This is a genomic window from Ochrobactrum sp. Q0168, from assembly GCF_016427605.1.
Lineage (GTDB): Bacteria > Pseudomonadota > Alphaproteobacteria > Rhizobiales > Rhizobiaceae > Brucella.
Genome location: NZ_JAELXQ010000001.1, coordinates 51,468 through 78,213, shown reverse-complemented (window position 1 = coordinate 78,213; position 26,746 = coordinate 51,468). Strand labels below are relative to the sequence as shown.

The following is a 26,746-nucleotide window of genomic DNA, read 5'->3' as shown; positions in this document are numbered from 1 at the left end:
TCAAGGACGCGAAAGAAAATTGCGTCAGATGAAAAGCCGGCCCTCGGCGATCTTGACTGCCGTTCCACCAATGCGCGCACCCGTCAGCTTCTGCCCGTTGACATCGAGCTCGAGCCGAATGAGCGACGGACGCCCCATTTCCATGCCCTGCTCAACCCACCATTGCGAGCTGCCGTCGACTGGCTTGTCGTTCTGCTGGATCATTCCGGCAAAGGCGGCAGCTGCCGAACCCGTCGCCGGATCTTCATAGACATTGGCGCCGGTCACGAACATGCGCGCATGATAATTGCTGTTGAAGAGGATCGTCTCACGGCAATAGACATAGATCGGCAGCGGGCGACCATCGACATGCGGCAGACTTTCGGTCACATAAACCGGATCAATCGACACCTTGGCCGCGGCGATGAGATTGTGAACCGGCACGAGCAGATAGGGCGTGCCCGCGCTCCAGATGCCGGGAACGTGATTCTCGAAACCGATCTCGTGGGTTCCAAGCCCGATGGCAGCGGCGGCTTCTTCTTTTTCGACCCGCACGTCCACCTTTTCCGGCAAGCGCGGCAGATCGAATTCGGCAAAGGCGCTATTGTCACCCAGGATAACACCGCAGCGCACAATGCCCACCTTTTCCTCCAGCGCAACAAGCCGGTCGGCCTCGTCGCCCGTGTTGCGGCGGCGTGCCAGCGAAACGGCCGCCCCCACCGTCGGATGACCGGCGAAAGGCAGTTCGTAGTCAGGGGTAAAAATCCGCACGGCAGCTTCATGCGCCGGATTGGCAGGCGGAAAAATAAAGACGGTCTCGGAAAGATTGAACTCGCGGGCGATGGCCTGCATGCGGGCATCATTCAGCCCTTCGCAGTCATGGACGACGGCCAACGGATTTCCCGCCAGAGCTTTCTCGGCAAAAACGTCGAAAATCTCATAAAAACGGCCGGAAACGGCGGCTTCGCTCATCCCTCATTCTCCCCTCGACACTTTTCTGGAAACCACCCAGAACCAGTGTTTTCAACGATTGCATTCAAGCATCACATTTATAGAATTCAATGCGAGCATAGCCAATTTATCGGCCCTGTCATCTGTCCGTCTGGCTTATTTCGTCACTGGTTGAAATGCCAGTCGGCAAAAGCGCGAACATAAGACGGTGTGGCATCGCCCATCATGCCTGCTGCCTTGATCGGAATGATCTCTGCAAGCTCCGGCTCGGTCTGCGCAGACACGAAATTCTCAATACCGGAAACCAGCTCCCGCGACGGTGCATCGAAACGATAGCGGCGGAAGAGCGCGATGCTGCGATTGCCGGTCACCAGGTTCAGCTGCGCCTCGCCTTCTGCGTCGGCCAGATCAAGCCCAGTCTCCTCCTGCACTTCGCGCTGCATATTGGCGACGTAGTCCACGCGCCCGTCGACAATGTCATTATCGTCGATTGAGCCTGCCGGGAAATAGATGCGTCCGCCGCCAGCATTCCGCATACCCATGCGAGCCGCGATCAAATGCCCCTCGCCCGAAACGATGACGCCCACACCAAAGATATGCCACGGACGGACCGGCTCCGGATCATTGCGCCAATGCATCAGCGTCGCAAAACTGCTGCGCTTGAACCCGGCCTGCAAGACGCCGCCGATCAGTCTCGCCTCCGGCGCCAGAAAGATTTCGCCATCGAACAGGGCTGGTTTTGCAGCCTGCTCACGCTGCCAGTTGATCGCTATCGCCTGTTCATGCTGCTGCGCATATTCAAGCGGTCCCGGAACGATGCGGACATCCACATCATCGATGACATGAACCGTATTTTCCCGCACATGATCCATCGCGGCACTATCCTGTTTCTCAGACAATATTCAGCGTGACGGCAACCGGGCAATGATCGCTGGCCTTAGGCCGGTCCCAGCCCGTGCGCGGATAGCGTTCCACCTGCTGGTCTGGCGGAAAGACCGTGCGCCAGGGCTGGCCGCGCCTGACGATTTGCGGCACCGCGCTTTCATTCTTAAAAGCAAATGAGGGTGACGCCAGGATGTAATCAAGCTGACAAAGATGTCGCTCCTGTGGTCCGCGTGTGTGATAGAGCGTCCAGCGATCCATGACGGGGCGACGCTCCACGAGGTTGACGGCAAAGCCATCGCCGAGCAGCACGTCGAGCGCGCTTTCCTCTTCCTGAACCGGCGTGAATTCATAGCCGTTCCATTCATCACCCCCGACGACGATACGCTCGCGATAATCGTTGAAATCGCCACAGATCAGCCAGCGCCGGTCTGCCGCCTTGGCCGGTCCGAACTTGTCCTCGATGATGCGGCGGATCGCTCGCGCCTCGGCTTTACGAACCGGCGATGATGCGGTGCGCCCGTCAAAACCGTTGCGCGCGCCGGTCATGGATTTGAGATGCGTCACGAAAAGTGAGAGCGGCTTGCCTGCAATGCGCAAATCCACATTGAGACAATCCCGTCTGAAAATGCGGTCATGCGGCTCGATGCCCAGTTCTGCAAGAACAGGCTCGTAAAGGCCAAAATCGGTATAGGTCAGATGCGCGTGGCTGGTGACCTCACCCACCTCAATGGGCTGGCCGTCGCGGGTCGTGTCCCTGATCATCACGGCCACATCGATACCCCGGCTGTCATTGCCGTCGATCAGATATTTGTGCCGGTAACCGTGGCCGATCATCTTAAAAAGATAACCATATTCGAAGGCGTTGAGCGCGGCCAGATTATCGACTTCCTGCAAGCACAGAATATCGGCGCGGGTTTCGGCGATTGCCAGCGCCGTCATCTGCCTTGTGTCGTCGGCATGGGCTACCGCTCGCGCCTGTTCCAACAGGCGGTATTGCGCCTCGTCGCCGATCTCGAACAATTGCAGGCTGCGGTCCTGATGCAATTCGTTGCGGAAGCCGGAGAAATCGAACCGGCGCATCAGATTCTCGACATTGAATGTGGCTATCGTAAACATGTGCGAGCAATCTCGCCACTTGCATCGCGATTGGCAAGGACTTCTTGGTCGCGTCGGTATTTTTCCCCCGAGCGGATGATTTTGGAAGATAAAAGACCCATATTAAGTGTATGGCGAGAGCGAATGCACGCCTCCCATGCATGAAAGGCAAAGGTTGTAATGCTCAAGAAAGCCCTGTGCGCAGCCATGATTTCCAGCCTGTTTGCTGTCGGCTTTGCCGCGCCAACAATGGCTGTCGAATTACGCAAGACGCCCTATCTGCCTTCATTACAGCCAGCCAGACCGCCAATCGTCAATCCGAACTCGAATACCAATCGCCCCGGCCCGAATTCGCCGGGATGTTACGGCTCGGTCACCTGCCGCAACAGCGAGAGCTATATCTCCGGCGAAGGCGTGTTGCGCTATAAAAACGGCGAACCGCTGGAAGTGCGCCCATCCACCCGTCCGCAGGTTAAGCGCTTCGGACCGAGCGTCAATCACATGCAGTGGTGCTCAAACCGCTATCGAAGCTATCGCAGCTCCGATGACACTTACCAGCCGCTCGCCGGGCCGCGCACCAGCTGCAACTCACCATTTCAATGAAGAAAGGCCGGGATGAACCCGGCCCTTTCAATTCTCTTCCGATGATCAAGCAGCAGCAGATTTGCTGTGCGTGCGGATCAGGCGGCCAAGCCGCATGATGCCTTCATCGATCATTTCGTCATTGGCGCAGGAATAGCTGAGACGCAGCGTGTTGGCGCCGCTACCATCGGCAAAGAACGCCTTGCCCGGAACGAAAGCGACCTTTTCGGTCTCGATGGATGATGCCAGCAGCTGCGCGCCATCCATGCCTTCCGGCACAGTGACCCAGATGAACATGCCGCCTTCAGGCTTGGTCCAGCTGGTGCCTTCCGGCATATTTTTGGCAAGAGCTTCCAGCATGCGGTCACGGCGATGCTTGTAGACCTTGGCGATCTTGGCAACCTGCGCCTCGAAGCCATGCGTCGCGACATGATGAATCGCGATCTGGTTGATGGTCGAGGAATGAAGGTCAGCTGCCTGCTTCATGAGCACGAGCTTGCGGATAACATCCTTCGAGGCAACCACGTATCCAACGCGCAGACCCGGCGCGAGAGTCTTCGAGAACGAGCCGCAATAAATGGTGCGGGTTTTTTCGATGTCGCCGCCATTGCGGGCGATGTCGAGCGAAAGGATCGGCGGGATAGCTTCACCATTGTAGCGCAGATACTGATAGGCTGCGTCTTCAATGATCGGAATATTCAGCTCGTCGGCCTGCGCCAGAAGCTTTTGACGGCCTGCCAGATCGACGGTCTCGCCGGTCGGATTGGCGAAATCAGCCGAGAGATAGCTGAACTTCACCTTGCCGCCAGCCTTTTCAGCGGCCTGCGCATAGGATTCAGGCGTGCGATTGCCGGTGATCGAAAGCGTGTCATAGGACGGCTCATAGGCATTGAATGCCTGCAAGGCGCCGAGATAAGTCGGTGCAGTCACCAGCGCGGTATCATGGGGCGAAATGAACAGCTTGCCGAGATAATCGAGCGCCTGCTGCGAACCGGAGGTGATGAAAACATTGTCCTCGGTGCAGGGAATGCCGATCTTGGCCAGCTCGCCAACGAGCCATGTGCGCAGCGGCTTGTAGCCTTCGGATACCGAATATTGCAGCGCGGCATTTGCCTCGGCACCCGTCAGCGTTTCCTTATAGGCAGCCTGAAAAGCTTCATGCGGAAACAGCGCCGGATCGGGAATGCCGCCAGCAAACGAAATGATGTCCGGACGCTCCAGCAGCTTCAGAAGTTCGCGGATTTCCGATGCGCGCATGCGTTTGGAGCGCGTTGCAAAAACATTTTCCCAGTCCAACACGGGAAATCTCCTCAATTAGACTTAACCATCCATCTGATGGAATTCGTACTAGCTAGCTCTCCTCAAACCCCAGCTAATAGGGGGAAGCTCTAGCGCAATTTTAGACCAACGAGAACAGCTTTTCCCATGCTTCTGCGGAATAAAGCTATTCGAAATTCTTTTGGCCTTCGAAGTGCATGAAACGGAAAGCTGACGCAGAGTTTTGGTTCTTTTCGTTCGCGGCTTATTCGCGATCAATACAACCATCCCGCGCCAAGTAATGAAGGGGGCGCATGAAACGCCCCCTCTTCTTGCTTGTCATGGAAGCTCGAACGATTAGTTGCGAGCCTTGTCGACCAGCTTGTTCTTTTCAATCCACGGCATCATGGCGCGCAGCTTGCCACCGACTTCTTCGATCTGGTGCGCATCGTTGTTGCGGCGGATACCCTTGAAGCGAGCGGCGCCAGCCTTCCATTCCTGCATCCAATCGGAGGTGAACTTGCCGGTCTGAATGTCTTTCAGAACGCGCTTCATTTCAGCCTTGGTTTCGGCCGTGATGATGCGCGGACCGGTGACGTATTCGCCCCACTCAGCGGTGTTCGAGATCGAGTAGTTCATGTTGGCGATGCCGCCTTCGTAGATCAGGTCCACGATCAGCTTCATTTCGTGCAGGCACTCGAAGTAAGCCATTTCCGGCGCATAGCCGGCTTCAACCAGAACTTCGAAACCGGTGCGGATCAGTTCGACCACGCCGCCGCAGAGAACAGCCTGCTCACCGAACAGATCGGTTTCGCACTCTTCCTTGAAGGTGGTTTCGATGACGCCTGAACGACCGCCACCCACGCCTGAAGCATAGGACAGAGCGAGGTCATGGGCATTGCCGGAAGCATCCTGATGGATGGCGATCAGGCAAGGCACGCCGCCGCCCTTCTGGTATTCGCCGCGAACCGTGTGGCCTGGGCCCTTCGGCGCAATCATGACGACGTCGACCGACTTCTTCGGCTCGATGAGGCCGAAATGAACATTGAGGCCGTGGGCGAAAGCAATCGCGGCGCCATCGCGCAGGTTGCTGTGGATGTGGTCGCGGTAGATGTCGGCCTGCAGCTCGTCAGGGGTCGCCATCATCATGAGGTCGGCCCACTTGGCGGCATCGGCAACGTTCATCACCTGGAAGCCGTCAGCCTCGGCCTTCTTGACGGTTGCGGAACCTTCGCGAAGGGCGACGCGCACATTGGCAGCACCGGAATCCTTCAGGTTCAGCGCATGGGCGCGGCCCTGGCTGCCGTAGCCAACGATAACCACATTCTTCGACTTGATCAGGTTAACGTCCGCATCCCGGTCATAATAAACGCGCATTTCCAATTCCCTTCGTTTCAGTTTGTTCCCTGGCCTTCTTGTGTCAGCCGATCAGGTCATGCCCCATACAGAGCGAAAAACTGCTTTGTGGCGCGCCGGGCGTCCCGGATGACCACATCGTCAGTCAGTTCCAGCCGGTCGCCCAACAGCAACCGGATTTGCATGTCCCGGACCACAAGCCCGAAAAACGTGCGAAATGCTTCATCGATATCGTCGAAAGCGAGCAGCTTCGCTTCCATCCCCATTTCAAGGATTGGCTTCAGGCGCTGGGCCATGGCCACCGGTCCATTGGAGAGAACGATATCGCCCAGTGCCGATTTGGCCGAAGCCGCATGGCTGACCGCGAGACGGTTCAGCGCGATCGACGTGCGGCCCGAAAGCACCAGCAACCAGTCGCGGGCGAAGTGCTCCAGACTGGAGAACAGCGATTCCGCGTCAAGCTTCTCGCGCGCCAGCGGCACGACGCGAACCTTGGAGGCCTGCCAGCGAACCATCGCCGTCAGAAGACCGTCACGGTCGCCAAACCATTTATAGAGGCTTTCCTTGGAGCAGTTGGCGGCGCGCGCAATGCTCGCCGTCGTCAAAGCGCGGTCTCCGCCTTCGACAAGAAGGCGCAACGCCTGCTCCAGAACATCGTTCTGACGCGGCGAAAGAGCCTGCTGCTTTTGAGCCTGCAATTCGTCGCTTCCATCAGTCACGGATTACTTCCTCCTCTTGTACCGTACGGTACGGTTCCCATTCTATTAGCCCTTGCCGCATAGGCGGTCAAGCGAGATTTTTGAGAAATTCGGAGGATAATTGCCCTTTTCGCGAACGGTCGAAACGGCGACCTGAAAGATCTCGATCACGCGATAAATGAGCAATAAAAACAAAGAGAAAGGGCGTCATCCGGAATCAAGTTCTCAGATGACGCCCTGATAAACAGACGGCTATTAAAGTGAATTCCCGATCAGATATTCACCTGCGTACCGATTTCCACCACGCGGCCCGTTGGAATCTGGAAATATTCGGTCGCGTCCGAGGCCGTTCGCGCCAGCAGGATGAACAGCTTGTCCTGCCACAGAGGCATGCCGGAATGCACCGAAGCCTTGAGCGAGCGTCGCGAGAGGAAGAAGGACGTCGTCATGATGTCGAACTTCCAACCGAGCTTGCGGCAAAGGCCAAGCGCGCGCGGGATATTCGGTTGCTGCATATAGCCGAATTTGAGCGTCACCTGCATGAAGCGCTCGTTATATTGCGAGACGCGGGCACGATCGGCGCTTGATACCCACGGCTTCGAAGCCGTGACGACGGTCAGGATGACATTGTTCTGATGCAGCACCTTGTAATGCTTCAGACTGTGCATCAGCGCGGTCGGCGCGCTCTTGGGATCGCCGGTCAGGAAGACGGCTGTTCCCGGCACAATGGTCGGCGGACGCTTGGCCATCTGCTCGACGATGAGATCGAGCGGCACTTCGCCCTTGCGCGTCTTGAGGAACAAATGCCGCGTGCCCCGCACCCAGGTCCACATGATGATGACGAGCACGGCAGCAATACCGATGGAAGCCCAGCCGCCGTCATGCACCTTGATGATATTGGCGCTGAAGAACATGACGTCGATCAGGAGGAAGCCCAGCATCAAAGGCAGGGCGCGCCCCACCGGCCAATTCCAGATCCGCGTCATGACGATATAGAGCAGAACGGTCGTCACCAGCATGTTGCCGGTTACCGCGATACCATAGGCAGCGGCCAGATTGGTCGACTTCTCGAAGCCCAGCACCAGAATGACAACGGCGAGGCCGAGCACGAGGTTCACGCGCGGAATATAAATCTGCCCGTGCAGTTTTTCGGACGTATGCTGAATTTCCAGTCGCGGCAGAATATTGAGCTGCACCGCCTGTCGCGCCACGGAATAAGCGCCCGTTATGACCGCCTGACTGGCGATAACCGTTGCCGCCGTCGCCAGCAGCACCATCGGCAAAAGCGCGAAATTCGGCAGCATCTGAAAGAACGGCAAAGCCGCCGCTTCGCCATGCGACAGGATAAAGGCGGCCTGCCCGAAATAATTGAGCACCAGACACGGAAACACGATCCACAGCCAGGCGCGTACAATCGGCTTGCGCCCGAAATGGCCGAGATCGGCATAAAGCGCTTCCGCACCCGTCATGGCGAGGAAAACCGCGCCCACAGTGATGAAGGCAATGCCGGGGCTGATGGCCAGAAAGCGCACCGCATAATAAGGATTAAGTGCGGAGATGACCGTGGGGTCGTCGAAAATATGCCAGAGGCCCGATGCTCCCAGCGCCAGAAACCACAGCGCCATGATCGGCCCGAACACGATTGCCACCCTGCCAGTGCCGAGCTTTTGTACCGAAAACAGCGTCACGAGAATGACGACCGTGATTGGCACCACGAAGGGTGTGAGGCTGGGCGCGACGATTTCCAGCCCTTCCATTGCGGAAAGCACCGAAATAGCTGGCGTAATCACAGCATCGCCGAAGAACAATGCCGCGCCGACAATGCCGACACCGAGAATGAGATTGGGACGCCCCTTCAGCGCGCCACGCACCAGCGCCATCAACGAGAGGATGCCGCCTTCGCCGTTATTGTCGGCGCGCAGAACGAACAGGACATATTTGATCGTGACGACAAGCGTCAACGCCCAGAAGATAAGCGATACAACGCCAAGAATATCGGAGCGAGACAGGACGCCATCGGAAGCCGCCGCATGCAGCGCTTCACGAAAAGCATAGATCGGGCTGGTGCCGATGTCGCCATAGACGACACCGAGAGCGCCCAAGACCAGCGTCTTCATGCTGTCATTGTGGTGGTCGTTCTCTTCGGCGGCAAAACCGGCTTCGGAGCCCGCTGCACCGCCGACCGGCGGCGTGACCGCCGTATCCGGCGGGTTGGATTGCGATTGCGTGTTCTGGCCGTTCAGCTCGTCGCTCATTTGCCGACACCTCGCAACATCCTGAAATCATTCTGGCTGAAAATCATAGCGTGTGGAGCCCACTCACAGGAATGCCCGCAAAAGATTGCGGATTGCAACAACCGTGCCGCAGCTTTGCCCCAATCGGATTCAAACATAATCACCGAACCGAACGGCAAAAACCTGCCGCTCCGATGCAGCCCCGAAGGCAAAACGCGCCGGGGCAATTCCATGCGGAATGCGGATTTCGGAAAACCGTATCAATGCTTCCCTCATACGTCCCTGCGCGCTCCTGACGCGGATGAACCAGCCGCGGACGCCTATAGCTTGTTGAGCTTTCGCACAAATGCGCTTTTCGCAAAGCTCAGATCGAAGCTATGCATTTTGCGCATTGAAGGTGCCAATTACCCAGCCAAAGCAGCGTTGAAACGTCCCACTGTCGCCGCCATACCATACGTCAAAGCGTCCGCCGTCAATCCATGTCCGATGGAAACTTCTTTCAATTGTGGAATGCGCTTGACCAGTGCGGGCAGATTTTCGACCGTCAGATCGTGGCCAGCATTGATTTCGAGGCCGAGCGCTGCGGCGGCATCCGAGGCCTTGCCGATACGGTCCAGCTCACGCGCTGCGACAGCCGGATCGTCATAGGTCGCGCCATAAGGGCCGGTGTAGAATTCCAAACGGTCGGCGCCGATGGCCTTTGCCTTGTCATAGCCCAGCGGATCGGGATCGGCGAACAGCGAAACGCGCATACCGCCCTTCTTCAGCCGCGCCACGATGGGCGCGAGATAATCGGCCTTCGATAGAAAATCCCAGCCATGGTCGGACGTGGCCTGTGTCGGATCGTCCGGCACCAGGGTCACCTGTTCCGGCTGGTGCTTTTCGACCAGATCGAGGAAAGCGTCGCTCGGGAAGCCCTCAATATTGAATTCAGCCTGCGGAAATTCATCGTCGATCAATGCGCGGATATCGCCAAGATCGGAAAAGCGGATATGGCGCTGATCCGGACGCGGATGCACCGTCAAACCCGCAGCTCCTGCCGCAAGTGCTATCCGTCCGAGACCGGTGACGCTCGGCCAGGGCAGATCGCGACGGTTGCGCAGCATGGCAATGGCATTGAGATTGACAGATAATTTCGCAGGCATGGAGGCAGTTCTCCCATTATCGGTTTTTCGCTTTAGAGCCTGTTCCAAAAGCCGCCCTGTGTGGCTGCAAATGCCGATTTTCTCCATTCCGGTGCTCACGTACTTTAGTACGCTCCGCTCCGGTACTCGAAAATCACCATTTTCGCGCGCACAGGCCGCTTTTTGAGTCAGGCTCTTATATCGCCCGCCGCAGGAAAGTGTGAGTGTTTTCCCGTCGCACCTGTTGACCCATCCCCAAATGTTGCCGTTTCCCACCTTTCGAGCATAGGACAAACTTTCCCTCGGCAAAATTGGAACAACGATCCGCAACCTTTCGCCCGGTCCGAACGTTGATTCCTGAGTGGAATTCAGACAGTCTTGGAGACCGATGATGCGCAATGAGGACATTCCCGTTGTCCGCCGCATTCCCACAGACCGGAATGATGTGTTCGCCTTTGCCATTGAAGGGCATCTGGACGATTCATCGCTGGAGAATCTCTACGGTCTGCTCGACGCGGCTTATGAGCAGTTTGACGAGATCGATCTTCTGATCCGCCTGACCGGCTATGAAGGCGTGGACTGGACCGCAGCTTTTTCCGAAAGCATGCTGTCGATGCGCTCAAAATCGCTCAAACATCTGCGTCGCTATGCGATTGTCGGAGGGCCGTTGTGGATACAAGCCAGCATCACCCTGATGCAGCCCTTCCTCTCCATCGAAATGCGTTCTTTCGAAACCGACGAAGAACAGGACGCATGGGAGTGGCTGAACGCCAAACCCATCGAGAGTTGATTATTTTACAATTGTCAGGCGCTCGGCCGCACGCGTAATGGCTGTATAGAGCCAGCGCTCCCGCGTATCGCGAAAAGCATAGCTTTCATCGAACAGCACGACATCGTCCCATTGCGAGCCTTGAGCCTTGTGCACGGTCAGCGCATAGCCATAGTCGAAATCGTCGTAACGCTTCTTGGTCTGCCACGGAATTTCGCTGTCCGGGTCTTCGAACTGCGCCTTCAAAAGCTTGATCTTGGCAACGCCGCGATCATCGTCTTCCGGCGCGACCAGCAGATTGATGCCGGGCTTCACGGTTTCCTTGGATGAGGTCATGACCTTCCAAAGCGACCCGTTGAGCAGCCCCTTGGCCGGGTCGTTGCGCAGACAGACCAGCTTGTCGCCCGCCTGCGGATAGTCAGCCGTAAAGCCCTTCAGTTCGCGCAGGCGCTGATTATAGCGACGGCGCGTGCGGTTTGTGCCGACAAGCACCTGATCCGCCTTCAGCACCATGTCCTGATTGACTTCGTTCTTGCTGATGACCTTTGCCGCGCCGTGATCGCCATAGGGCAGCTCACGCCCTTCCCGTACATCGAGCGCCATGCGGATGATCGGATTGTCCTGCGCCTGGCGGTGAATCTCGGTGAGCAGATAATTCGGCTCATGTTCGGTGAAAAATCCGCCGCCGGAAATCGGCGGCAACTGACCCGGATCGCCCAGCACAAGGATCGGCGTTCCAAAGCTCATGAGATCGCGCCCGAGCGCCTCGTCCACCATCGAACATTCGTCCACCACGATCATCGCCGCCTTGGCGACCGGGCTTTGCCGGTTGAGCGAGAATGTCGGTGCGATGGACGTCTTGCCGGTCGTCTCATCCTCAACGGCTTCCTCGCCACGCGGACGATAGATCAGCGAATGCAGCGTGCGCGCATTGCTGGCGCCCTTGGAACGCAGAACCTGCGCGGCCTTGCCAGTAAAGGCGGCAAACTGCACATCGCCATCGACATGTTCGGCGAAATAGCGCGCAAGTGTCGTCTTGCCCGTTCCGGCATAACCGAACAGCCTGAAAATGGGACTGCGCCCTTCTTTCAGCCATTGTCCGACGGCCTTGAGCGCCTGATCCTGTTCCGGTGAAAACTGCATGGCTCTTTCAGACAGGATTCGCGACCCGAAAACAAGATCAAACCGTGATCAAACAGCCGTATTCAGGAGAGCCGTATAGCGAGAGAGGTCGACATTGCCGCCGCTGACGATCACGCCGACGCGTTTTCCGCGCAGTTGATCCGCAATCTGGCGGGCACCGGCGAAGGCCAGACAGCCGGTCGGCTCGACCACCAGCTTCATCTGCCGGGCAAAGAACTTCATGCCATCAACGAGCGCCTGATCGCTGACCGTCAGCACATCCGTCACCTTTTCGCGGATAATGGCAAAGGTTAGATCGCCCGGTGCTTGCGTCTGCGCGCCATCGGCCAGCGTCTGCGGCGTATCGATGCGCACAATCTTGCCTGCACGCAACGACTGCTGGACGTCGTTCCCCGCTTCGGGCTCGACGCCATAGACCGCGCAATCGGGCGAAAGCGCCTTGGCGGCCAGCGCCGATCCGGCAATCAACCCACCACCGCCGACACAGACGAACAGCGCGTCGAGCGGGCCTACTTCCTCGATCAGCTCTTTGGTCGCGGTGCCTTGTCCGGCAATGATATGCGGATGATTATACGGCGGGATCAGGGTCAGACCACCCTCCTCCGCCAGACGGTTCGTCAAAGCGTCGCGGTCATCCTTATAGCGATTGAAGGTGATGACATTCGCGCCATAGCCGCGCGTCGCTTCAAGCTTGGACTGCGGCGCATCTTCCGGCATCAATATGGTGGCGGAAATGCCAAGCAGCTTTGCCGATAGGGCCACTGCCTGCGCATGGTTGCCCGACGAAAACGCGATGACGCCGCGCTTTTTCTGCTCGTCGCTGAAACGCGACAGGGCATTGAATGCACCACGAAACTTGAACGCACCGATCCGCTGCAGACTTTCCCCCTTGAAAAAGAACTCTGCGCCCGTCTCATCATTCAGCGCAGTCGAAGTCAGAACCGGCGTATGAAACGCGTGCCCTTCGATCTGGCTCGCTGCGGATGCAACATCGTCATAGGTGGGAAGTGCCGACATGCCATGCTCCTGATTATGAGCGCATCCCGAAAAGTGTGAAACGGTTTTCGGAAAAGATGCGCGTTAGAACAAAGGTTTAGAGCGCCGATCTGATACAATCAGATCGGCGCTCTACCGTAACATCGGCCAAAGGCTTGCGATCAGCAGCAAGGCCATGGCCATGTTGAACCATTTGAGACGCACCGGATCGTCCAGCCAGTTGCGCAGTAACATGCCAAAGCCAGCCCAGACCGATACGCTCGGCAGATTGACCAGCGCGAAAGCGATGCTCACCAGCGCCACCGCCAGATAGTAATTGTCATGCGTGGCATAGGTGGCGATGCCGGTAACGGCCATCACCCATGCCTTTGGATTGACCCACTGAAAGGCTGCGGCCTGCATGAAAGTCATCGGCTTGCCTTCGTCACTACCCTTCGCTTCCCCGATGGAGCGTGACGTGGCGATTTTCCATGCGAGATAGAGCATATATGCGCCGCCAGCGAATTTCAGGCTGGTATAGAAAGCCGGCACGGTTTCAAGCAACACACCCAATCCGAAGCCCACCGCCAGAAGCAGGCCGAAAAACCCGACACCGATGCCCAGCATATGCGGGATCGTGCGCCGAAAGCCAAAATTCACCCCCGAAGCAAGCAGCATCAGATTGTTCGGCCCCGGTGTGATCGAAGAAACAAAAGCGAAGGCGATCAGCGCCAAAAATATTTCGACAGACATGTGATGAACCCGATTTACCCGCACAAATTAGCTCAATAAAAAACCGGCACAATCGAAACATTGTGCCGGTTTTGAGCCTTATTGTATCGATCCTACCCTTGGCAGAAAAACTATACTTACATCCCCTCCGGACCCCGGTTCATTGCTGCCACGCCGGTGCGGCAGATTTCCACGAGGCCGAGCGGCTTCATGATCGAGATGAACTGGTCGATCTTCGCGGTCTTGCCGGTGATCTCCAGAATAAAGTGATCCGTCGTCGCGTCGACCACCTTGGCCTTGAACGCATCGGCAAGACGCAGAGTTTCAGCGCGAGCTTCGCCCTTGCCAGCCACTTTCACCAGCGCCAGTTCACGCTCAATCGGGCGATCGTGACCAAGTTCGCTCGCGCGATGGCTCAGATCCACCACGCGGTGAACCGGAACGATGCGCGCCAGCTGGTGGCGGATCTGGTCAAGCACATGCGGCGTACCACGCGTCACGATTGTGATACGCGACAGATGCTTCTCATGCTCGGTTTCCGAAACCGTCAGGCTTTCGATGTTGTAACCGCGGCCGGAGAACAATCCGATCACCCGGGCGAGTACGCCCGGCTCGTTGTCGACGAGGACGGCAAGCGTATGGGTTTCCGGGGTCTGTGTCTCGGCTGCAATGAAGTAGGCCGATCCGGAAGCTAGGTTCTGTGCATTCATGATTTCAAATCCTCCGGATCAGACGAGCGCGCGGCCCTTGGCATCGATGGCATTGGCAACGGCTTCGTCGGTGGCTTCGTCGGGCAACAGCATTTCATTATGCGCCTTGCCGGACGGGATCATCGGGAAGCAATTCGCCAGATTGGCAACGCGGCAGTCGAAGATGACCGGCTTGTCGATATCGATCATTTCCTGAATGGCGGCATCGAGGTCGCCCGGCTTTTCGCAACGGATGCCGTGCGCGCCATAGGCTTCAGCGAGCTTGACGAAATCCGGCATCGCTTCCGTATAGGAATGCGACAGACGATTGCCATGCAGCAATTGCTGCCACTGGCGCACCATACCCATATATTGGTTGTTCAGGATGAAGATCTTGATCGGCGCGCTGTGCTGGATGGCCGCCGACATTTCCTGAATGCACATCTGGATCGATGCGTCCCCGGCAATGTCGATAACCAGCGCATCCGGATGCGCGATCTGTACGCCGAGCGCGGCAGGCAGGCCATAGCCCATCGTGCCGAGGCCACCCGAGGTCAGCCAGCGGTTTGGCTCTTCAAAACCGTAGAACTGCGCAGCCCACATCTGGTGCTGACCAACTTCGGTGGTGATATAGGTCTTGCGATCCTTGGTCAGTTCATACAGCCGCTCAATGGCATATTGCGGCATGATGACGTCTTTGTTCGGCGTGTAGGCCAGCGAATTGCGGGCGCGCCAGCGGTCGATCTGCTCCCACCAGGCGGCGATAGCCTTTTTTTCCGGCTTCTTTTCGGAAGCGCGGAACTGGCGAACCATATCTTCCAGAACATGCGCAACATCGCCGATAATCGGCACATCCACGCGAACATTCTTGTTGATCGAAGACGGATCGATATCGATGTGGATTTTCTTCGAATTCGGCGAGAAGGCATTGAGGCGACCGGTGATGCGGTCGTCGAAGCGCGCGCCGACGCACAGCATGACATCGCAATCATGCATGGTCATGTTCGCTTCATAGGTGCCATGCATACCCAGCATGCCGAGCCAGTTCTTACCCGAAGCCGGATAGGCGCCGAGGCCCATCAGCGTGGAGGTGATCGGGAAATTGCCGAGTTCGACCAGCTCGCGCAGCAGACGGGAAGCTGCCGGGCCGGAATTGATCACGCCACCGCCGGAATAGATGACGGGCTTCTTGGCCGTGGCGAGCAGACGGACGGCGTCGGAGATCGCCTGCGCATTGCCGTCGAGAACCGGACGGTACGTGGTGCGCGGCGTGGTCTGCGGCGGCGTGTAGATGCCCTTGGCGAACTGGATGTCCTTCGGAATATCGACCAGCACCGGACCGGGACGGCCGGTGGATGCAACGTGGAAGGCTTCATGCAGAATGCGCGACAGGTCGTTGACGTCCTTCACCAGCCAGTTGTGCTTGGTGCAGGGGCGTGTGATGCCAACCGTATCGGCTTCCTGAAAAGCATCGGAACCGATCAACGAGGTCGGGACCTGACCAGAAATGCAGACGAGCGGGATGGAATCCATCAGCGCATCCTGAAGCGGCGTGACCGCATTGGTTGCGCCGGGGCCGGATGTCACCAGCAGCACACCGACCTTGCCGGTGGAGCGGGCATAGCCTTCGGCGGCGTGGCCTGCACCCTGTTCGTGACGCACGAGAATGTGCTGAATCTTATCCTGCTGGAACAGTTCGTCATAGATCGGAAGCACTGCGCCGCCCGGATAACCGAAAATGCTCTCCACGCCCTGATCGATCATGGCCTGAATAACCATTTCCGCGCCGGTCATCTCGCGTGGGTGGCTTGTTTCCTGTGATCCTGCGGCGGTCGCTTCCGCCTCTTGTTTACCTGCAGTCATCGTTCTCTTCCCGTCTAGTCAGTATTTCGGTGTTGGATTTAGCCCATCGGGCTTTTTTGGATAATAAAAAAGGCCCCCGAGGGAGCCTGTCTTTCGCGCATGGGAGCTTTCGCCGGATGGTTACACCATCCTGCCCATGCGCGCCCGTACCACAAGAATAATAAACGTGTTCATGGGGCGGGACACTAATCGCCTGAAAAGAAGCCGTCAACGCATAAATATGGGCCCTGTGATATTTTCTTAAGATTCACCCCACCCTCTCGATAACTTTATTTCAACCCGGATTTGCTAGCTTCATCAGATAGCTCTTATGAAAGTTGGCGGAATGAACACGGGCGGGGATATTGACGGCAGTGCCGAAATGAAGGACCGCGGCTTTGTACAACGCAACCGCACGGAAGGTCACGTCATCCAGTGCGACGGCGAGCGCGCGATTATCGCAGCTTTGTCCGGCCCCTCCTCCACCGCATCTGATGACTACTGGACCGTCGGTCAGCTGATCTCGATTCAGTCGGGCGGCAACCGTCTGGTCGGCCTCGTCCATAATGTCACCGTGCCCGATAATGTCTGGACGCGCGGCGGCGATAACATCGTCCATGTCCATGTCGAGTTTCTCGGTGAAGTGCGCGGCGAACCGGACGGCGCTATGTCGTTCAGCGGCGGCATTTCCCGATATCCCTATCCCGGCGCCATCGCCCACCGTATCCGCGCCTCCGACCTTTCCGCAGTCTATGCCCAGATGGGCCAGACAAGCGTGCCCATCGGCGCGCTGACACAAGACGCCTCGGTCCCGGCCTATGTTTCGGTTGAAGACCTCATCTCGCGGCACTTTGCCGTTGTCGGCACCACGGGTGTGGGCAAATCCAGCGCTGTCATGCTGCTCTTGCGCCGCATCGTCTTGCAGCGGCCCGATCTGCGCATTCTGATCCTCGATCCGCACAATGAATTTGCGGGCGCGTTTCCAGACCTCGCCATTGCTGTCGACCAGACCAATATCGAATTGCCGTTCTGGATGCTGCGGCTGGACGAATTTGCCGATGTGATCTTTCGCGGTCGCACGCCAGAGCCGACGGAATACGACATATTGCGCGACCTCGTGCAGCTTGCCCGCGAAAAGACCAATGACAGCGAAACCGGCGGTCGCCAGACCCTGCGGCGCAAACTGTCGGACAGGACGGTCAGCGTCGATACGCCCATTGCCTATCGCCTGCGCGATCTCCTCACCCTGATCGAAGACAGGATCGGCCTTCTCGACAGCAAGGCGGAGCGGCCCTATCTGCGCAACCTGAAAGCACGGCTGGAATCTATCGCCAGCGATCCGCGTTTCCGCTTCATGTTCGCCGTCACCGGTGGGCCGGAAACCATGCGTCAGGCGATCGCGCGCATTTTCCGCATTCCGCATAATGGCAAGCCGATCTGCACCTTCCAGCTTGCGGGCCTACCGTCCGAAGTGGTCAACGCGGTTGCTTCGGTCCTGTGCCGCCTTGCATTCGACATTGCCATGTCGAGCGAAGGCAGCCTGCAAACCCTCGTCATCTGCGAGGAAGCGCACCGCTATATACCAGCCGACAAAGACGCCGGTTTCTGGCCGACGCGACAGGCCATTGCCCGCATTGCCAAGGAAGGGCGTAAATATGGCTCCTATCTTGGCGTGATCAGTCAGCGCCCCGGCGAGCTGGACGCCACCATTCTCTCGCAGTGCAACTCCATCTTCGCAATGCGTCTGGGCAATGAGCGCGATCAGGAGATCATCAAAGGCGCGCTGCGCGGCGGTGCGCGCAGCATGGCCGGGTTTCTCTCGTCGATTGCCAACCGTGAAGCCATTGCCTTCGGTGAAGCCTTTTCGACACCGATGCGGCTCACATTCGAAACAGTCCCGCCGCATCAGCTGCCGGGACGCCGCAAGGCCGAAAGCCTGACATCATCCCGGCAGGTCGATGACAAGATCGCGCTCGACCGTATCGTGGATCGGCTTCGCTCGTTTGAAAACAATGCGCAGACCGGCGCGCCGGAAAAGCCGTCCGACGATAGCGACCTGTTGGGAAAGCCTGCGACAATCGGCAGGCTGGAGACCGTCACCACAACACCGCTTGCACCGGAGCGACCGGCACCTGTCGTCTCCCATAACAGCGAGACCGCCCAAAGCATGAAGAAGCTTGGCGATCTGGTGCGCAATTTTCGCAAGGATTTTGAAGGCTGACGGAAGGCGCTGCGTGTTAGCGCATCACGCGCAGACGCGATTGCGCCCCATATTCTTGGCGGCATAGAGCATCTTGTCGGCGCGACGATAAAGATCCTTCGACGTTTCGCGCCGGTCCCATACCGCAAGGCCGATACTGACGGTGACCGTCAGCTTCACATCGCCAAGATCGATTTCCAGCGCCGCAATGGCCTTGCGGATACGATTGGCGAGCTTGATCATCAGCTCTGCATCCATATTGGGCGCCAGCACGGCGAATTCCTCGCCGCCAAGACGCGCTACCACATCGTGATAGCGGGTATAATCGCGCAGGCAACGCGCGACTTCCTGCAACACCACGTCGCCAATATCGTGTCCATGGGTGTCGTTGACGGCCTTGAAGTGGTCGAGATCGATAATCATCAGGCCGACGGGCCGCTGGATACGGTCGAATTGGACCAGATATTCCTTCAACGCCTCGTCGAAATAACGCCGGTTCTGCATGCCGGTCAGACTGTCAGTCAGGGCGGCATGTTCGAGCGTTTGCGAGCGTTCGGACAAATCCTGGGTGATGATCTGCAACTTGCCGCGATCCAGCGCCTCGGTGCGTATCTGCGGATAGATCAGCAGAAGCCCGCAAACGACAGAGGCAATGAGAACCCAGATCGCCGCATGGTTGAGCCGTCCGAGAGAAGTCACCAGTTCGGAAGCGGACGCATCAAGAGGGCTGGCTGCAAGCGCACCCAGATCGACATGCACGCGATAGAGCAGAATGCCTATCCCGCACATCAAAATAATCAGAATGAAAAATGCCCGCTCCGATTTATGAAACCGCATATTTCGCGCCCGCCTCTCCTTACCGGAGATTGCCAGCGAGTTATTTCAGTGTCGTTAATTGAAGTAGTGCTTCATCAGAATTACTTAAAAAACTCCAGCTTTTATCAAGCTGATTGCGAAACCAGGTCGACTGGCGCTTGGCATATTGCCGTGTTGCAATGACTGACCGCTCAATGGCCTCGTCTTTGGTCATGGCGCCATCGAGGAAAGCGCTGATCTCGCGAACGCCGATAGCCTTCATGGCAGGCAGCGCCGGATCGAGCTGCAAGGACAACAGCGCCTTCACTTCGTCGATAGCGCCATTGTTCCACATCAAGGCAAAGCGCCGCGCAATGCGTTCGGAAAGCCAGCCCCGTTCCGGTAAAAGCACGAGTTTGCGCGCCGACTGGTCATCCACCAGAACGCGCCCCCTGGCTTGCTGCCATACGCTCAGGGATTTTCCGGTGCTTTCAATCACCTCCAGCGCCCGCACGATACGCTGACTGTCGGTCGGCTGAAGCGTCGCAGCCATCTGCGGGTCGCGTTCCAACAAAGCCCGATGCAACGCTTCTGCGCCTTCCGCTTCCATGCGGGCGCGCCAATGGTTGCGCACATCTGACGCAACTTCCGGCATTTGCGACAGACCGCCCAGGAGCGCGCGGAAATAAAGCCCCGTACCGCCGACAAAAATCGGGGTTCGGCCTTCCAGCTCGGACCGCGCCAGAAGGGATGCAACATCGGCAAACCATTTGCCGGTGGAATAGGAGACCGATGGCGGAACTTGGCCGTAGAGATGATGCTCAGCAGCGGCGAGATCGTCTGCGCCGGGGCGCGCCGTCAGCAGATCGAGCACATCATAAACCTGCATGGAATCGGTGTTGACGATGAAACCGCCGGTCTCCCTTGCCATATGAATGGCAAGTGCCGACTTGCCGCTGGCCGTTGGGCCAGCTATCAGGATGGCATTCTTGATCGCCTCCTCACTCATCGCAGGAATCGCTCCCTCATGTCTGCATCCGCTTCGCTCGTTGCCACTTTGATCGCCAACCCGGCCAAGGCCGCTCTTGTTCCGTCGCTCGGGATTAAAGCGTCAGCGGCAGTGAATGCAACAGGACTTTACTGGCTTGCAGATGGTATTGCCTGCGATATTCCTCTGCCAACCGGCTTGAGCGCCGAAGACGCCGAGGCTGCGCTGCGCGCGACACTCGATGGCGCACCGGTCGATGTGGTTGTGCAGGCGCAGGATCGCCGCCGCAAGAAAATCCTGATCGCCGACATGGATTCCACCATGATCCAGCAGGAATGCATCGACGAACTGGCGGAAGAAGCAGGCCTGCGCGACCATGTGGCTGCGATCACCGCCCGCGCCATGAATGGTGAAATCGCCTTTGAACCAGCCTTGCGGGAACGCGTTGCGCTGCTGAAAGGCCTGCCGCTTCAGGTTATCGACAAGGTGATCGCCACCCGCATCACGCTCACCCCCGGCGGCCCGGAACTGGTGCGGACCATGCGCAAGCACGGCGCCTATACCGCGCTCGTCTCCGGCGGTTTTACGTCCTTCACCCACCGTATTGCCGAAATGATCGGCTTCAATGAAGACCGCGCCAATCTTCTTCTGGACGATGGCGCCCAGCTTACCGGCGTTGTTGCGGAACCCATTCTGGGCCGCGAAGCCAAGGTGGAACGGCTGGAAGCAATCGCTGACCGTCTCGGCCTGTCAACCGAAGACGCAATCGCGGTCGGCGATGGCGCCAACGATCTCGGCATGATCCAGCTCGCGGGAACAGGTGTGGCGCTTCATGCCAAACCGGCAGTGGCGGCGCAAGCCAAGGTGCGGATCGACCATGGCGACCTCACCGCCCTTCTCTACATTCAGGGTTACAGGAAAGCGGATTTCGTCGAATAGAAATTCGCCTCCGGGCCGAACACTACAGCTGAAAATTCGTCAGGCCGTGGCGAAAAGAGTGATTTTCGAGTACCGGAGCGGAGCGTACTTAAGGGTACGTGAGCACCGGAACGCAGAAAATTGCTCTTTGCAGTCCGGCATCACGAATTTGCACTGTAGTGTTATGCGACTTGACCGGCGCACCAGCCCGACGACCAAGCCCACTGGAAATTATATCCACCAAGCCAGCCGGTAACATCGACCACTTCGCCGATGAAATAGAGGCCCGGCACAGACTTGGCCTCCATGGTGCGCGAATCGAGGTCGCGCGTATCGACGCCGCCCAGCGTCACTTCTGCCGTGCGATAGCCTTCCGAACCGGCAGGCTTGATGCGCCAGCCTTGGACAGCGGCTTCCACGCGGCGAAACAGCTTGTCGGACATATCGGCGAGCTGCCCGCTTGCGCCGTTTTCCTCGGCAATTGTCTGCGCAAGTTTCTTCGGCAGATGCAGGCCGAGCGCTGTCTGCAAGGCCTGCTTGCCATTTTGCGCGCGCTGGGCGCGCAAAGTTTCGAACAGGTCTGTACCCGGTAACATGTTGATGCGGATCTCATCACCCTCTTTCCAGTAGGATGATATCTGCAGGATGGACGGCCCGCTGATGCCCCGATGCGTGAACAGCATGGCCTCGGCAAAGCTCGTCTTGCCGCAGGACACCACCGCATCGACGGCGATACCGGCCAGCGGCTTCAGGCGTTCCAGCGTATTGGGTTCAAAGGTGAGCGGGACCAGCGCCGGACGCGTCTCGACCAGCCGCAGTCCGAATTGTTCGGCGATATCGTAGCCGAAGCCGGTCGCGCCCATTTTGGGAATCGATTTGCCGCCACAGGCAACGACCACGGAACGGCATCTGACCGTCGTGCGAACACCGCCTTCCGTCAGCCGCAGTTCAAAGCCATCGGCTGTCTTGGCCACAGTTTCGACACCGCAGGAGAGTTTCAGCCGCGCGCCATGACGCTTCATTTCGCCAAGCAGCATGTCGATGATCTGCGTGGCCGACCCATCGCAGAAGAGCTGTCCGAGCGTCTTTTCATGATAGGCAATGCGATGCCGCTCGACCAAGGCGATGAAATCGCGCTGCGTATAACGGCTCAAGGCCGAGATGCAGAAATGCGGATTGCGCGACAGATAATTCTTCGGGCTGGCGTGAATATTGGTGAAGTTGCACCGGCCGCCGCCGGATATGCGGATTTTCTCGCCCGCTGCCTTGGCATGATCGACAACCAGTACGGAACGTCCGCGCTTGGCCGCTTCGATGGCGCACATCATCCCGGCTGCGCCCGCGCCTATCACGACAATATCGACAGTTTCCAAACCCGCACCGCTCCCTCGCCCGACCGGGCATTGAATCTCATTCTCAGCACTTGCCGCTATTTGATTCAAATCGCAAATGAAAACGGCGCTGCGGATGATCCGCAGCGCCGCTCCAATTCTATCTTATCGAAGTGCTAGTCGATCCGAACCGTCACGAAACGCAGCTCGCCGGAGCGCGACGCCAGCATGAGCAGCGCATTCTTGCGCCCTTCCCGCCGCAGCGCATCGATGCGCTTCTTCACGTCCTCCGGCGCTTTGACGGTGACCTGATTGATATCGACGATGACATCGCCGGTTTCAACGCGCTTGTCGCCCGCAGCCGAACCCGGAGCGACATAAAGAATGGCCACGCCCTGCACATCTTCGGCAATGCCGAACTCGCCGCGAACATTGTCATCGAGCGCGGACAGCTTCATGCCAAGCACGGTCGGGCCGGTGGCTTCGCTCTTCTGCTCCTTCTTCGGCTTGGCAGGCGCTTCCTCGCCGTCTTCGCCTTCCGTTCCATCCGGTGCAGGCGCCTGGTCTTCACTAACGGCTTCCGTGCTCTTGTCGTCTTCGACAAGGCGTCCGAGCTTCACCTTGATGGTCTGTTCCGCGCCATCCCGAACAACCTTGATTTCCACTTCCTTGCCGACCGGGCTTTCAGCCACGAGGCGCGGCAGATCGCGCGCGGTGTCTACCGGCTTTCCTTCATAGCCGATGACCACATCACCGGCCTTCAGCGCCGTATTATCCACGCCGGAATTCTCGATCAGCCCTGCAATCAGCGCGCCTTTCGGTTCTTTCAGACCGAGACTGTCGGCAATATCCTGCGTCACCGGCTGGATGCGGACGCCGAGCCAGCCGCGCTTGACCTCGCCGAACTCCTTCAGCTGATCGATCACGCCCACGGCCATTTCAGCCGGAATGGCAAAGCCGATGCCGATGGAGCCGCCCGAAGGCGAAATGATCGCCGTATTGATACCGATCACCTGCCCGCTCATATCGAACAGCGGCCCGCCCGAATTGCCGCGATTGATGGCAGCATCCGTCTGGATGAAGTCATCATAGGGGCCGGAATTGATATCGCGCTTGCGGGCCGAAATGATACCGGCGGTCACAGTTCCGCCAAGCCCGAACGGATTGCCGATGGCCAGAACCCAGTCGCCAATGCGCGCCTTTTCCGAATTGCCGAATTGCACGGCCTTGAGCTTGTGCTTGGCCGGATCGACTTTCAGGACAGCAAGATCGGTCTTGATATCCTTGCCGACCAGATCGGCTTTCAGCTTGGTGCCGTCGTTGAAATTGACCTCAATCTCGTCGGCATCCGCAATGACGTGGTTATTGGTGACGACGAAGCCTTTTTCGGCATCGATGACGAAGCCCGATCCAAGCGACTGAACCTTGCGGGATTCGTCGCTTTGCTCGCCATCCTTGTTGTTGAAGAAATCCTTGAAATATTCCTGAAACGGAGAGCCTTCCGGCACTTTCGGCATGGGCACGGGACCATCGCCCTCGCCGCCATCGTCCTTTACGGTCTGCGACGTGGAGATATTCACCACCGCATCCAGAAGCCCTTCCGCAAGATCGGCGACAGAACCCGGCCCCTGAATGCCTTTCACGGCAGCGTCCTGCGCAAGGGCGGGCGGCGTTGCGACCGTCAGCGTTCCGGTGACAGCCAGCGCGCCCATTGCCACGGTTGCGAATAGGGTGCGAGCGAATCCCGCCTTCGGTACGATTGCCATAAAGCTCTGCTCCGATCCTGTATATCTACGCAAATAACCTAAAGGTTAGATCGCCGTAAATTAAGGCCTGTTTGCGGCCCCGTACAGGCGAATGGCCATAAATAACGGAGCCCAAGGGGCTTATCCCCTGACAAGCCAGACGATGCCGACGCCGATGGCCAGCGCCGCGATACCGGCAATGCGCAATGCGCCTTCCGGGGCTTCACTCGCCTCGCGTGCGAGTTTCTTGGCGAAAAAAGGAAAGCCGCCGTAGAGCAGCCCCTCGATAACGAAGAGAAGACCTACGGCGGCTAAAAAATCGCTCATGAGAGCTGTTCCCGCGTTTTACTGCGAAGGCGTTGCCAGCTTGCCGCCAGCATCACGGAAGAACTTGAAGAACTCCGAATCCGGCGAGAGAACCAGCGTCGTATCCGGCGTTTCGAGCGCTTCGCGATAAGCGGCCATCGAACGATAGAAGGCGAAGAAGCCCGGATCCTTCGATGCGGAGGCGGCGTAGATTTCACTGCGCTGCGCATCGCCCTCACCGCGAAGGATTTCCGATTCCTTGCGCGCTTCGGCGATGGTTTCCACAACCTGACGGTCTGCCACGGCGCGGATGCGCTGGGCGGCTTCACGGCCACGGGCACGCAGGCGCTCGGCTTCGGCCAGACGTTCCGCCTTCATGCGCTCATAGGTCTGCTGCGAGACTTCGGCCGTCAGATCCGTGCGACGGATGCGGACATCCTGAATGGTCAGACCAAGCGATGTCGCATCGGGACGCAGCTGATCGCGCACTTCACGCATCATGTCGCCGCGCTCTTCCGAAAGGGCGGCTTCAAAGCCGCGCTGACCGTAGACACCGCGCAGAGCGGCATCGAGACGGGTGCGCAGACGCTGTTCGGCAAGGAGCGTGCTGCCCGAAACCGTTTCACGGAACTTGCGCGCATCGGTGATGCGATAGACGAGGAACGCGTCGACGTCATAGAACTTGCCGCCCGAAACCTGAACGCGGATATCGTCCAGATCGAAACGCAGCAGACGGTCATCGATCATCTGCACCGTATCGGCATCAAGGAAGCCGAATGGCAGCTTGAAATAGATGCCCGGCTCGGTCTTCACGTTGACGATCTGACCGAAACGAAGAACGATGGCCTGCTGGCGCTCCGAAACGATGAATGTCGCGGAATAGAGCAGGAAGGCGAGGACAGCGATGATACCCGCAATGATCGGAAGTCTGTTCTGGGCCATTACTGGGCACCTCCGCCGGTCGAGGGGGTCGTGGTCACGGTTGCACCCGGCGTTGTGCCTGCGCGCGGCTGCTGGCGCATCAGTTCGTTCAGCGGCAGATAGGGCACGACATCCTTTCCGGGTTCCACAATGACTTTCTTGGTGCTTTTAAGCACCTGTTCCATGGTTTCGAGGAAGAGACGGTTCCGGGTCACTTCCGGCGCTTTTTCATACTGGCTGAGGACCGAGCTGAAACGCTGCGCTTCACCTTCGGCATCCTGAACCACGCGGTTCTTATAGGCGGCTGCTTCTTCGCGAAGCTGGGCCGCTTCACCGCGGGCCTGACCGAGTTTCTGGTTCGAATACTGGTTCGATTCCTCGATGAAACGGTCTTCATCCTGTTCGGCACGCTGCACTTCATCGAAGGCGTCGGCCACTTCACGCGGCGGCGACGCATCTTCAATCGACACGGCATTGACCTGAATACCGGCCTGATAGCTGTCGAGCGTCTGCTGCACGATATTGCGAACGCTCTGCGCGATCTCGGCACGATTGTCGCGGAAAACGTCCTGCGCCGGACGGCGACCGACGATTTCACGCATCGCGCTTTCGGACACCTGCTGTACCATCGCATCGGGGCTGTCGACATTGAACAAATAGGCGCGCGGATCGGACACGCGATAAAGAACCGAGAACTGGACGTTCACGATGTTCTGGTCGCCGGTCAGCATCAGACCTTGCGTCGCCGTGCGGGACCCCTGAGCGCCGATATTGATCTGCTTTTCGACGATCTGCGCTTTTTCATAGGTCTCAATCGGCCACCAATGGAAATGCAGGCCCGGCTCGGAAACTTCATCCTTCGGCTTGCCGAAACGAAGTTCAACCGCCAGCTCGTCCGGCTGCACCGTATAGACGGATTGGAAAACCCAGAAGCCGAGCAAGGCCGCACCGATCAGGAAATAGATCGGACGATTGCCGCCGCTCCGCCCACCGCCGCCACCGGGAAATACCTGCTTCAGGCGATCCTGGCCTTTGCGCAAAATATCTTCGAGATCAGGTGGTGTATTCTGGCCACCCCCACGAGGTCCCTTCGGGCCCTGTCCCCAGGGGCCATTATTATTGTTGTTATTATTGTTGTCACCGCCGCCGCCACCCCATGGGCCGCCGCCGCCATTCTGATTGCTCCAGGGCATCCTCACCTCTAAGCTTCTGTTTCCCGCATCCCCGGCAA

24 protein-coding genes are annotated in these 26,746 nt (G+C 58.2%); 4 read left to right on the top strand and 20 right to left on the bottom strand.

Annotated elements, in window-relative coordinates; translation table 11 throughout:
* Positions 1-24: 24 nt before the first annotated feature.
* The 3 genes from JAU75_RS00340 to JAU75_RS00330 all read right to left on the bottom strand — a co-directional run bounded on the left by JAU75_RS00340 (position 25) and on the right by JAU75_RS00330 (position 2,931).
* A complete protein-coding gene (locus JAU75_RS00340) occupies positions 25-951 on the bottom strand; it encodes a PhzF family phenazine biosynthesis protein (protein WP_151589395.1) in 927 nt (308 codons plus the stop codon).
* Between the two features lie 143 nt (positions 952-1,094).
* A complete protein-coding gene (locus JAU75_RS00335) occupies positions 1,095-1,802 on the bottom strand; it encodes an NUDIX domain-containing protein (protein WP_199053689.1) in 708 nt (235 codons plus the stop codon).
* Between the two features lie 19 nt (positions 1,803-1,821).
* Positions 1,822-2,931 (bottom strand): endonuclease/exonuclease/phosphatase family protein, encoded by a 1,110-nt coding sequence (locus tag JAU75_RS00330; protein WP_199053687.1) that lies wholly within the window; start codon positions 2,929-2,931, stop codon positions 1,822-1,824.
* 159 nt (positions 2,932-3,090) lie between these two features.
* Here JAU75_RS00330 and JAU75_RS00325 point away from each other — a divergent pair, with 159 nt between their 5' ends.
* On the top strand, positions 3,091-3,513 hold the full coding sequence (locus JAU75_RS00325; protein ID WP_199053686.1) for a BA14K family protein: 423 nt from the start codon (positions 3,091-3,093) through the stop codon (positions 3,511-3,513).
* A 45-nt stretch (positions 3,514-3,558) separates the two neighbouring features.
* Here the strand turns inward: JAU75_RS00325 and JAU75_RS00320 are convergent, their stop codons facing one another.
* The 5 genes from JAU75_RS00320 to JAU75_RS00300 form a co-directional block, all read right to left on the bottom strand.
* On the bottom strand, positions 3,559-4,791 hold the full coding sequence (locus tag JAU75_RS00320) for a PLP-dependent aminotransferase family protein (RefSeq protein ID WP_199053684.1): 1,233 nt from the start codon (positions 4,789-4,791) through the stop codon (positions 3,559-3,561).
* A 315-nt stretch (positions 4,792-5,106) separates the two neighbouring features.
* The gene (ilvC, locus tag JAU75_RS00315) at positions 5,107-6,126 is read right to left on the bottom strand and encodes a ketol-acid reductoisomerase (protein ID WP_199053682.1); all 1,020 of its coding nucleotides are present in this window, start codon (positions 6,124-6,126) and stop codon (positions 5,107-5,109) included.
* A gap of 56 nt (positions 6,127-6,182) precedes the next feature.
* Positions 6,183-6,824, bottom strand: a complete 642-nt coding sequence (locus JAU75_RS00310; RefSeq protein ID WP_199053681.1) for a TetR/AcrR family transcriptional regulator — start codon at positions 6,822-6,824, stop codon at positions 6,183-6,185.
* Positions 6,825-7,075: 251 nt separating this feature from the next.
* Positions 7,076-8,920, bottom strand: coding sequence for a potassium transporter Kup (locus JAU75_RS00305; protein ID WP_371836108.1), 1,845 nt, complete (start codon positions 8,918-8,920; stop codon positions 7,076-7,078).
* Between the two features lie 521 nt (positions 8,921-9,441).
* Positions 9,442-10,182 carry a pyridoxine 5'-phosphate synthase gene (locus JAU75_RS00300; protein WP_199053679.1) on the bottom strand — a complete coding sequence of 247 codons (741 nt, stop codon included), beginning with the start codon at positions 10,180-10,182 and terminating at the stop codon, positions 9,442-9,444.
* Positions 10,183-10,552: 370 nt separating this feature from the next.
* Between JAU75_RS00300 and JAU75_RS00295 the strand changes: the two genes are divergently transcribed.
* Entirely contained in the window at positions 10,553-10,951 is a 399-nt protein-coding gene (locus tag JAU75_RS00295; protein WP_199054876.1) for an STAS/SEC14 domain-containing protein, read from the top strand.
* Here the strand turns inward: JAU75_RS00295 and JAU75_RS00290 are convergent, their stop codons facing one another.
* The 5 genes from JAU75_RS00290 to JAU75_RS00270 form a co-directional block, all read right to left on the bottom strand.
* Positions 10,952-12,073 carry an ATP-dependent RecD-like DNA helicase gene (locus JAU75_RS00290; RefSeq protein WP_109369370.1) on the bottom strand — a complete coding sequence of 374 codons (1,122 nt, stop codon included), beginning with the start codon at positions 12,071-12,073 and terminating at the stop codon, positions 10,952-10,954.
* Between the two features lie 48 nt (positions 12,074-12,121).
* Positions 12,122-13,090 carry a threo-3-hydroxy-L-aspartate ammonia-lyase gene (locus tag JAU75_RS00285; protein WP_199053678.1) on the bottom strand — a complete coding sequence of 323 codons (969 nt, stop codon included), beginning with the start codon at positions 13,088-13,090 and terminating at the stop codon, positions 12,122-12,124.
* 111 nt (positions 13,091-13,201) lie between these two features.
* Positions 13,202-13,801 (bottom strand): LysE family translocator, encoded by a 600-nt coding sequence (locus JAU75_RS00280; protein ID WP_199053677.1) that lies wholly within the window; start codon positions 13,799-13,801, stop codon positions 13,202-13,204.
* A gap of 116 nt (positions 13,802-13,917) precedes the next feature.
* A complete protein-coding gene (ilvN, locus tag JAU75_RS00275) occupies positions 13,918-14,490 on the bottom strand; it encodes an acetolactate synthase small subunit (protein WP_078339370.1) in 573 nt (190 codons plus the stop codon).
* An 18-nt stretch (positions 14,491-14,508) separates the two neighbouring features.
* Positions 14,509-16,332, bottom strand: coding sequence for an acetolactate synthase 3 large subunit (locus tag JAU75_RS00270; protein WP_199053676.1), 1,824 nt, complete (start codon positions 16,330-16,332; stop codon positions 14,509-14,511).
* 325 nt (positions 16,333-16,657) lie between these two features.
* On the opposite strand from JAU75_RS00270, the gene JAU75_RS00265 reads away from it, so the two are divergent.
* Positions 16,658-18,532 carry an ATP-binding protein gene (locus JAU75_RS00265; RefSeq protein ID WP_247880351.1) on the top strand — a complete coding sequence of 625 codons (1,875 nt, stop codon included), beginning with the start codon at positions 16,658-16,660 and terminating at the stop codon, positions 18,530-18,532.
* Between the two features lie 24 nt (positions 18,533-18,556).
* Here the strand turns inward: JAU75_RS00265 and JAU75_RS00260 are convergent, their stop codons facing one another.
* Complete coding sequence (locus JAU75_RS00260) at positions 18,557-19,348, bottom strand: GGDEF domain-containing protein (protein ID WP_199053674.1); 792 nt, start codon at positions 19,346-19,348, stop codon at positions 18,557-18,559.
* Between the two features lie 40 nt (positions 19,349-19,388).
* A complete protein-coding gene (gene miaA, locus JAU75_RS00255) occupies positions 19,389-20,315 on the bottom strand; it encodes a tRNA (adenosine(37)-N6)-dimethylallyltransferase MiaA (protein ID WP_199053672.1) in 927 nt (308 codons plus the stop codon).
* An 18-nt stretch (positions 20,316-20,333) separates the two neighbouring features.
* Here miaA and serB point away from each other — a divergent pair, with 18 nt between their 5' ends.
* Positions 20,334-21,233, top strand: a complete 900-nt coding sequence (serB, locus tag JAU75_RS00250; protein WP_199053671.1) for a phosphoserine phosphatase SerB — start codon at positions 20,334-20,336, stop codon at positions 21,231-21,233.
* A 161-nt stretch (positions 21,234-21,394) separates the two neighbouring features.
* On the opposite strand, the gene JAU75_RS00245 is transcribed toward serB, so the two are convergent.
* From JAU75_RS00245 to hflK, 5 genes are all read right to left on the bottom strand, one after another.
* The gene (locus JAU75_RS00245; protein WP_199053669.1) at positions 21,395-22,585 is read right to left on the bottom strand and encodes an NAD(P)/FAD-dependent oxidoreductase; all 1,191 of its coding nucleotides are present in this window, start codon (positions 22,583-22,585) and stop codon (positions 21,395-21,397) included.
* A 134-nt stretch (positions 22,586-22,719) separates the two neighbouring features.
* Positions 22,720-24,309 (bottom strand): DegQ family serine endoprotease, encoded by a 1,590-nt coding sequence (locus JAU75_RS00240; protein WP_199053666.1) that lies wholly within the window; start codon positions 24,307-24,309, stop codon positions 22,720-22,722.
* A gap of 120 nt (positions 24,310-24,429) precedes the next feature.
* Entirely contained in the window at positions 24,430-24,615 is a 186-nt protein-coding gene (locus JAU75_RS00235; protein WP_199053664.1) for a DUF2065 domain-containing protein, read from the bottom strand.
* A gap of 18 nt (positions 24,616-24,633) precedes the next feature.
* Positions 24,634-25,536, bottom strand: coding sequence for a protease modulator HflC (hflC, locus tag JAU75_RS00230; RefSeq protein ID WP_199053655.1), 903 nt, complete (start codon positions 25,534-25,536; stop codon positions 24,634-24,636).
* Entirely contained in the window at positions 25,536-26,708 is a 1,173-nt protein-coding gene (gene hflK / locus JAU75_RS00225) for an FtsH protease activity modulator HflK (RefSeq protein WP_247880350.1), read from the bottom strand. The genes hflC and hflK overlap by 1 nt, the downstream gene beginning before the upstream one ends.
* Positions 26,709-26,746 lie beyond the last annotated feature (38 nt).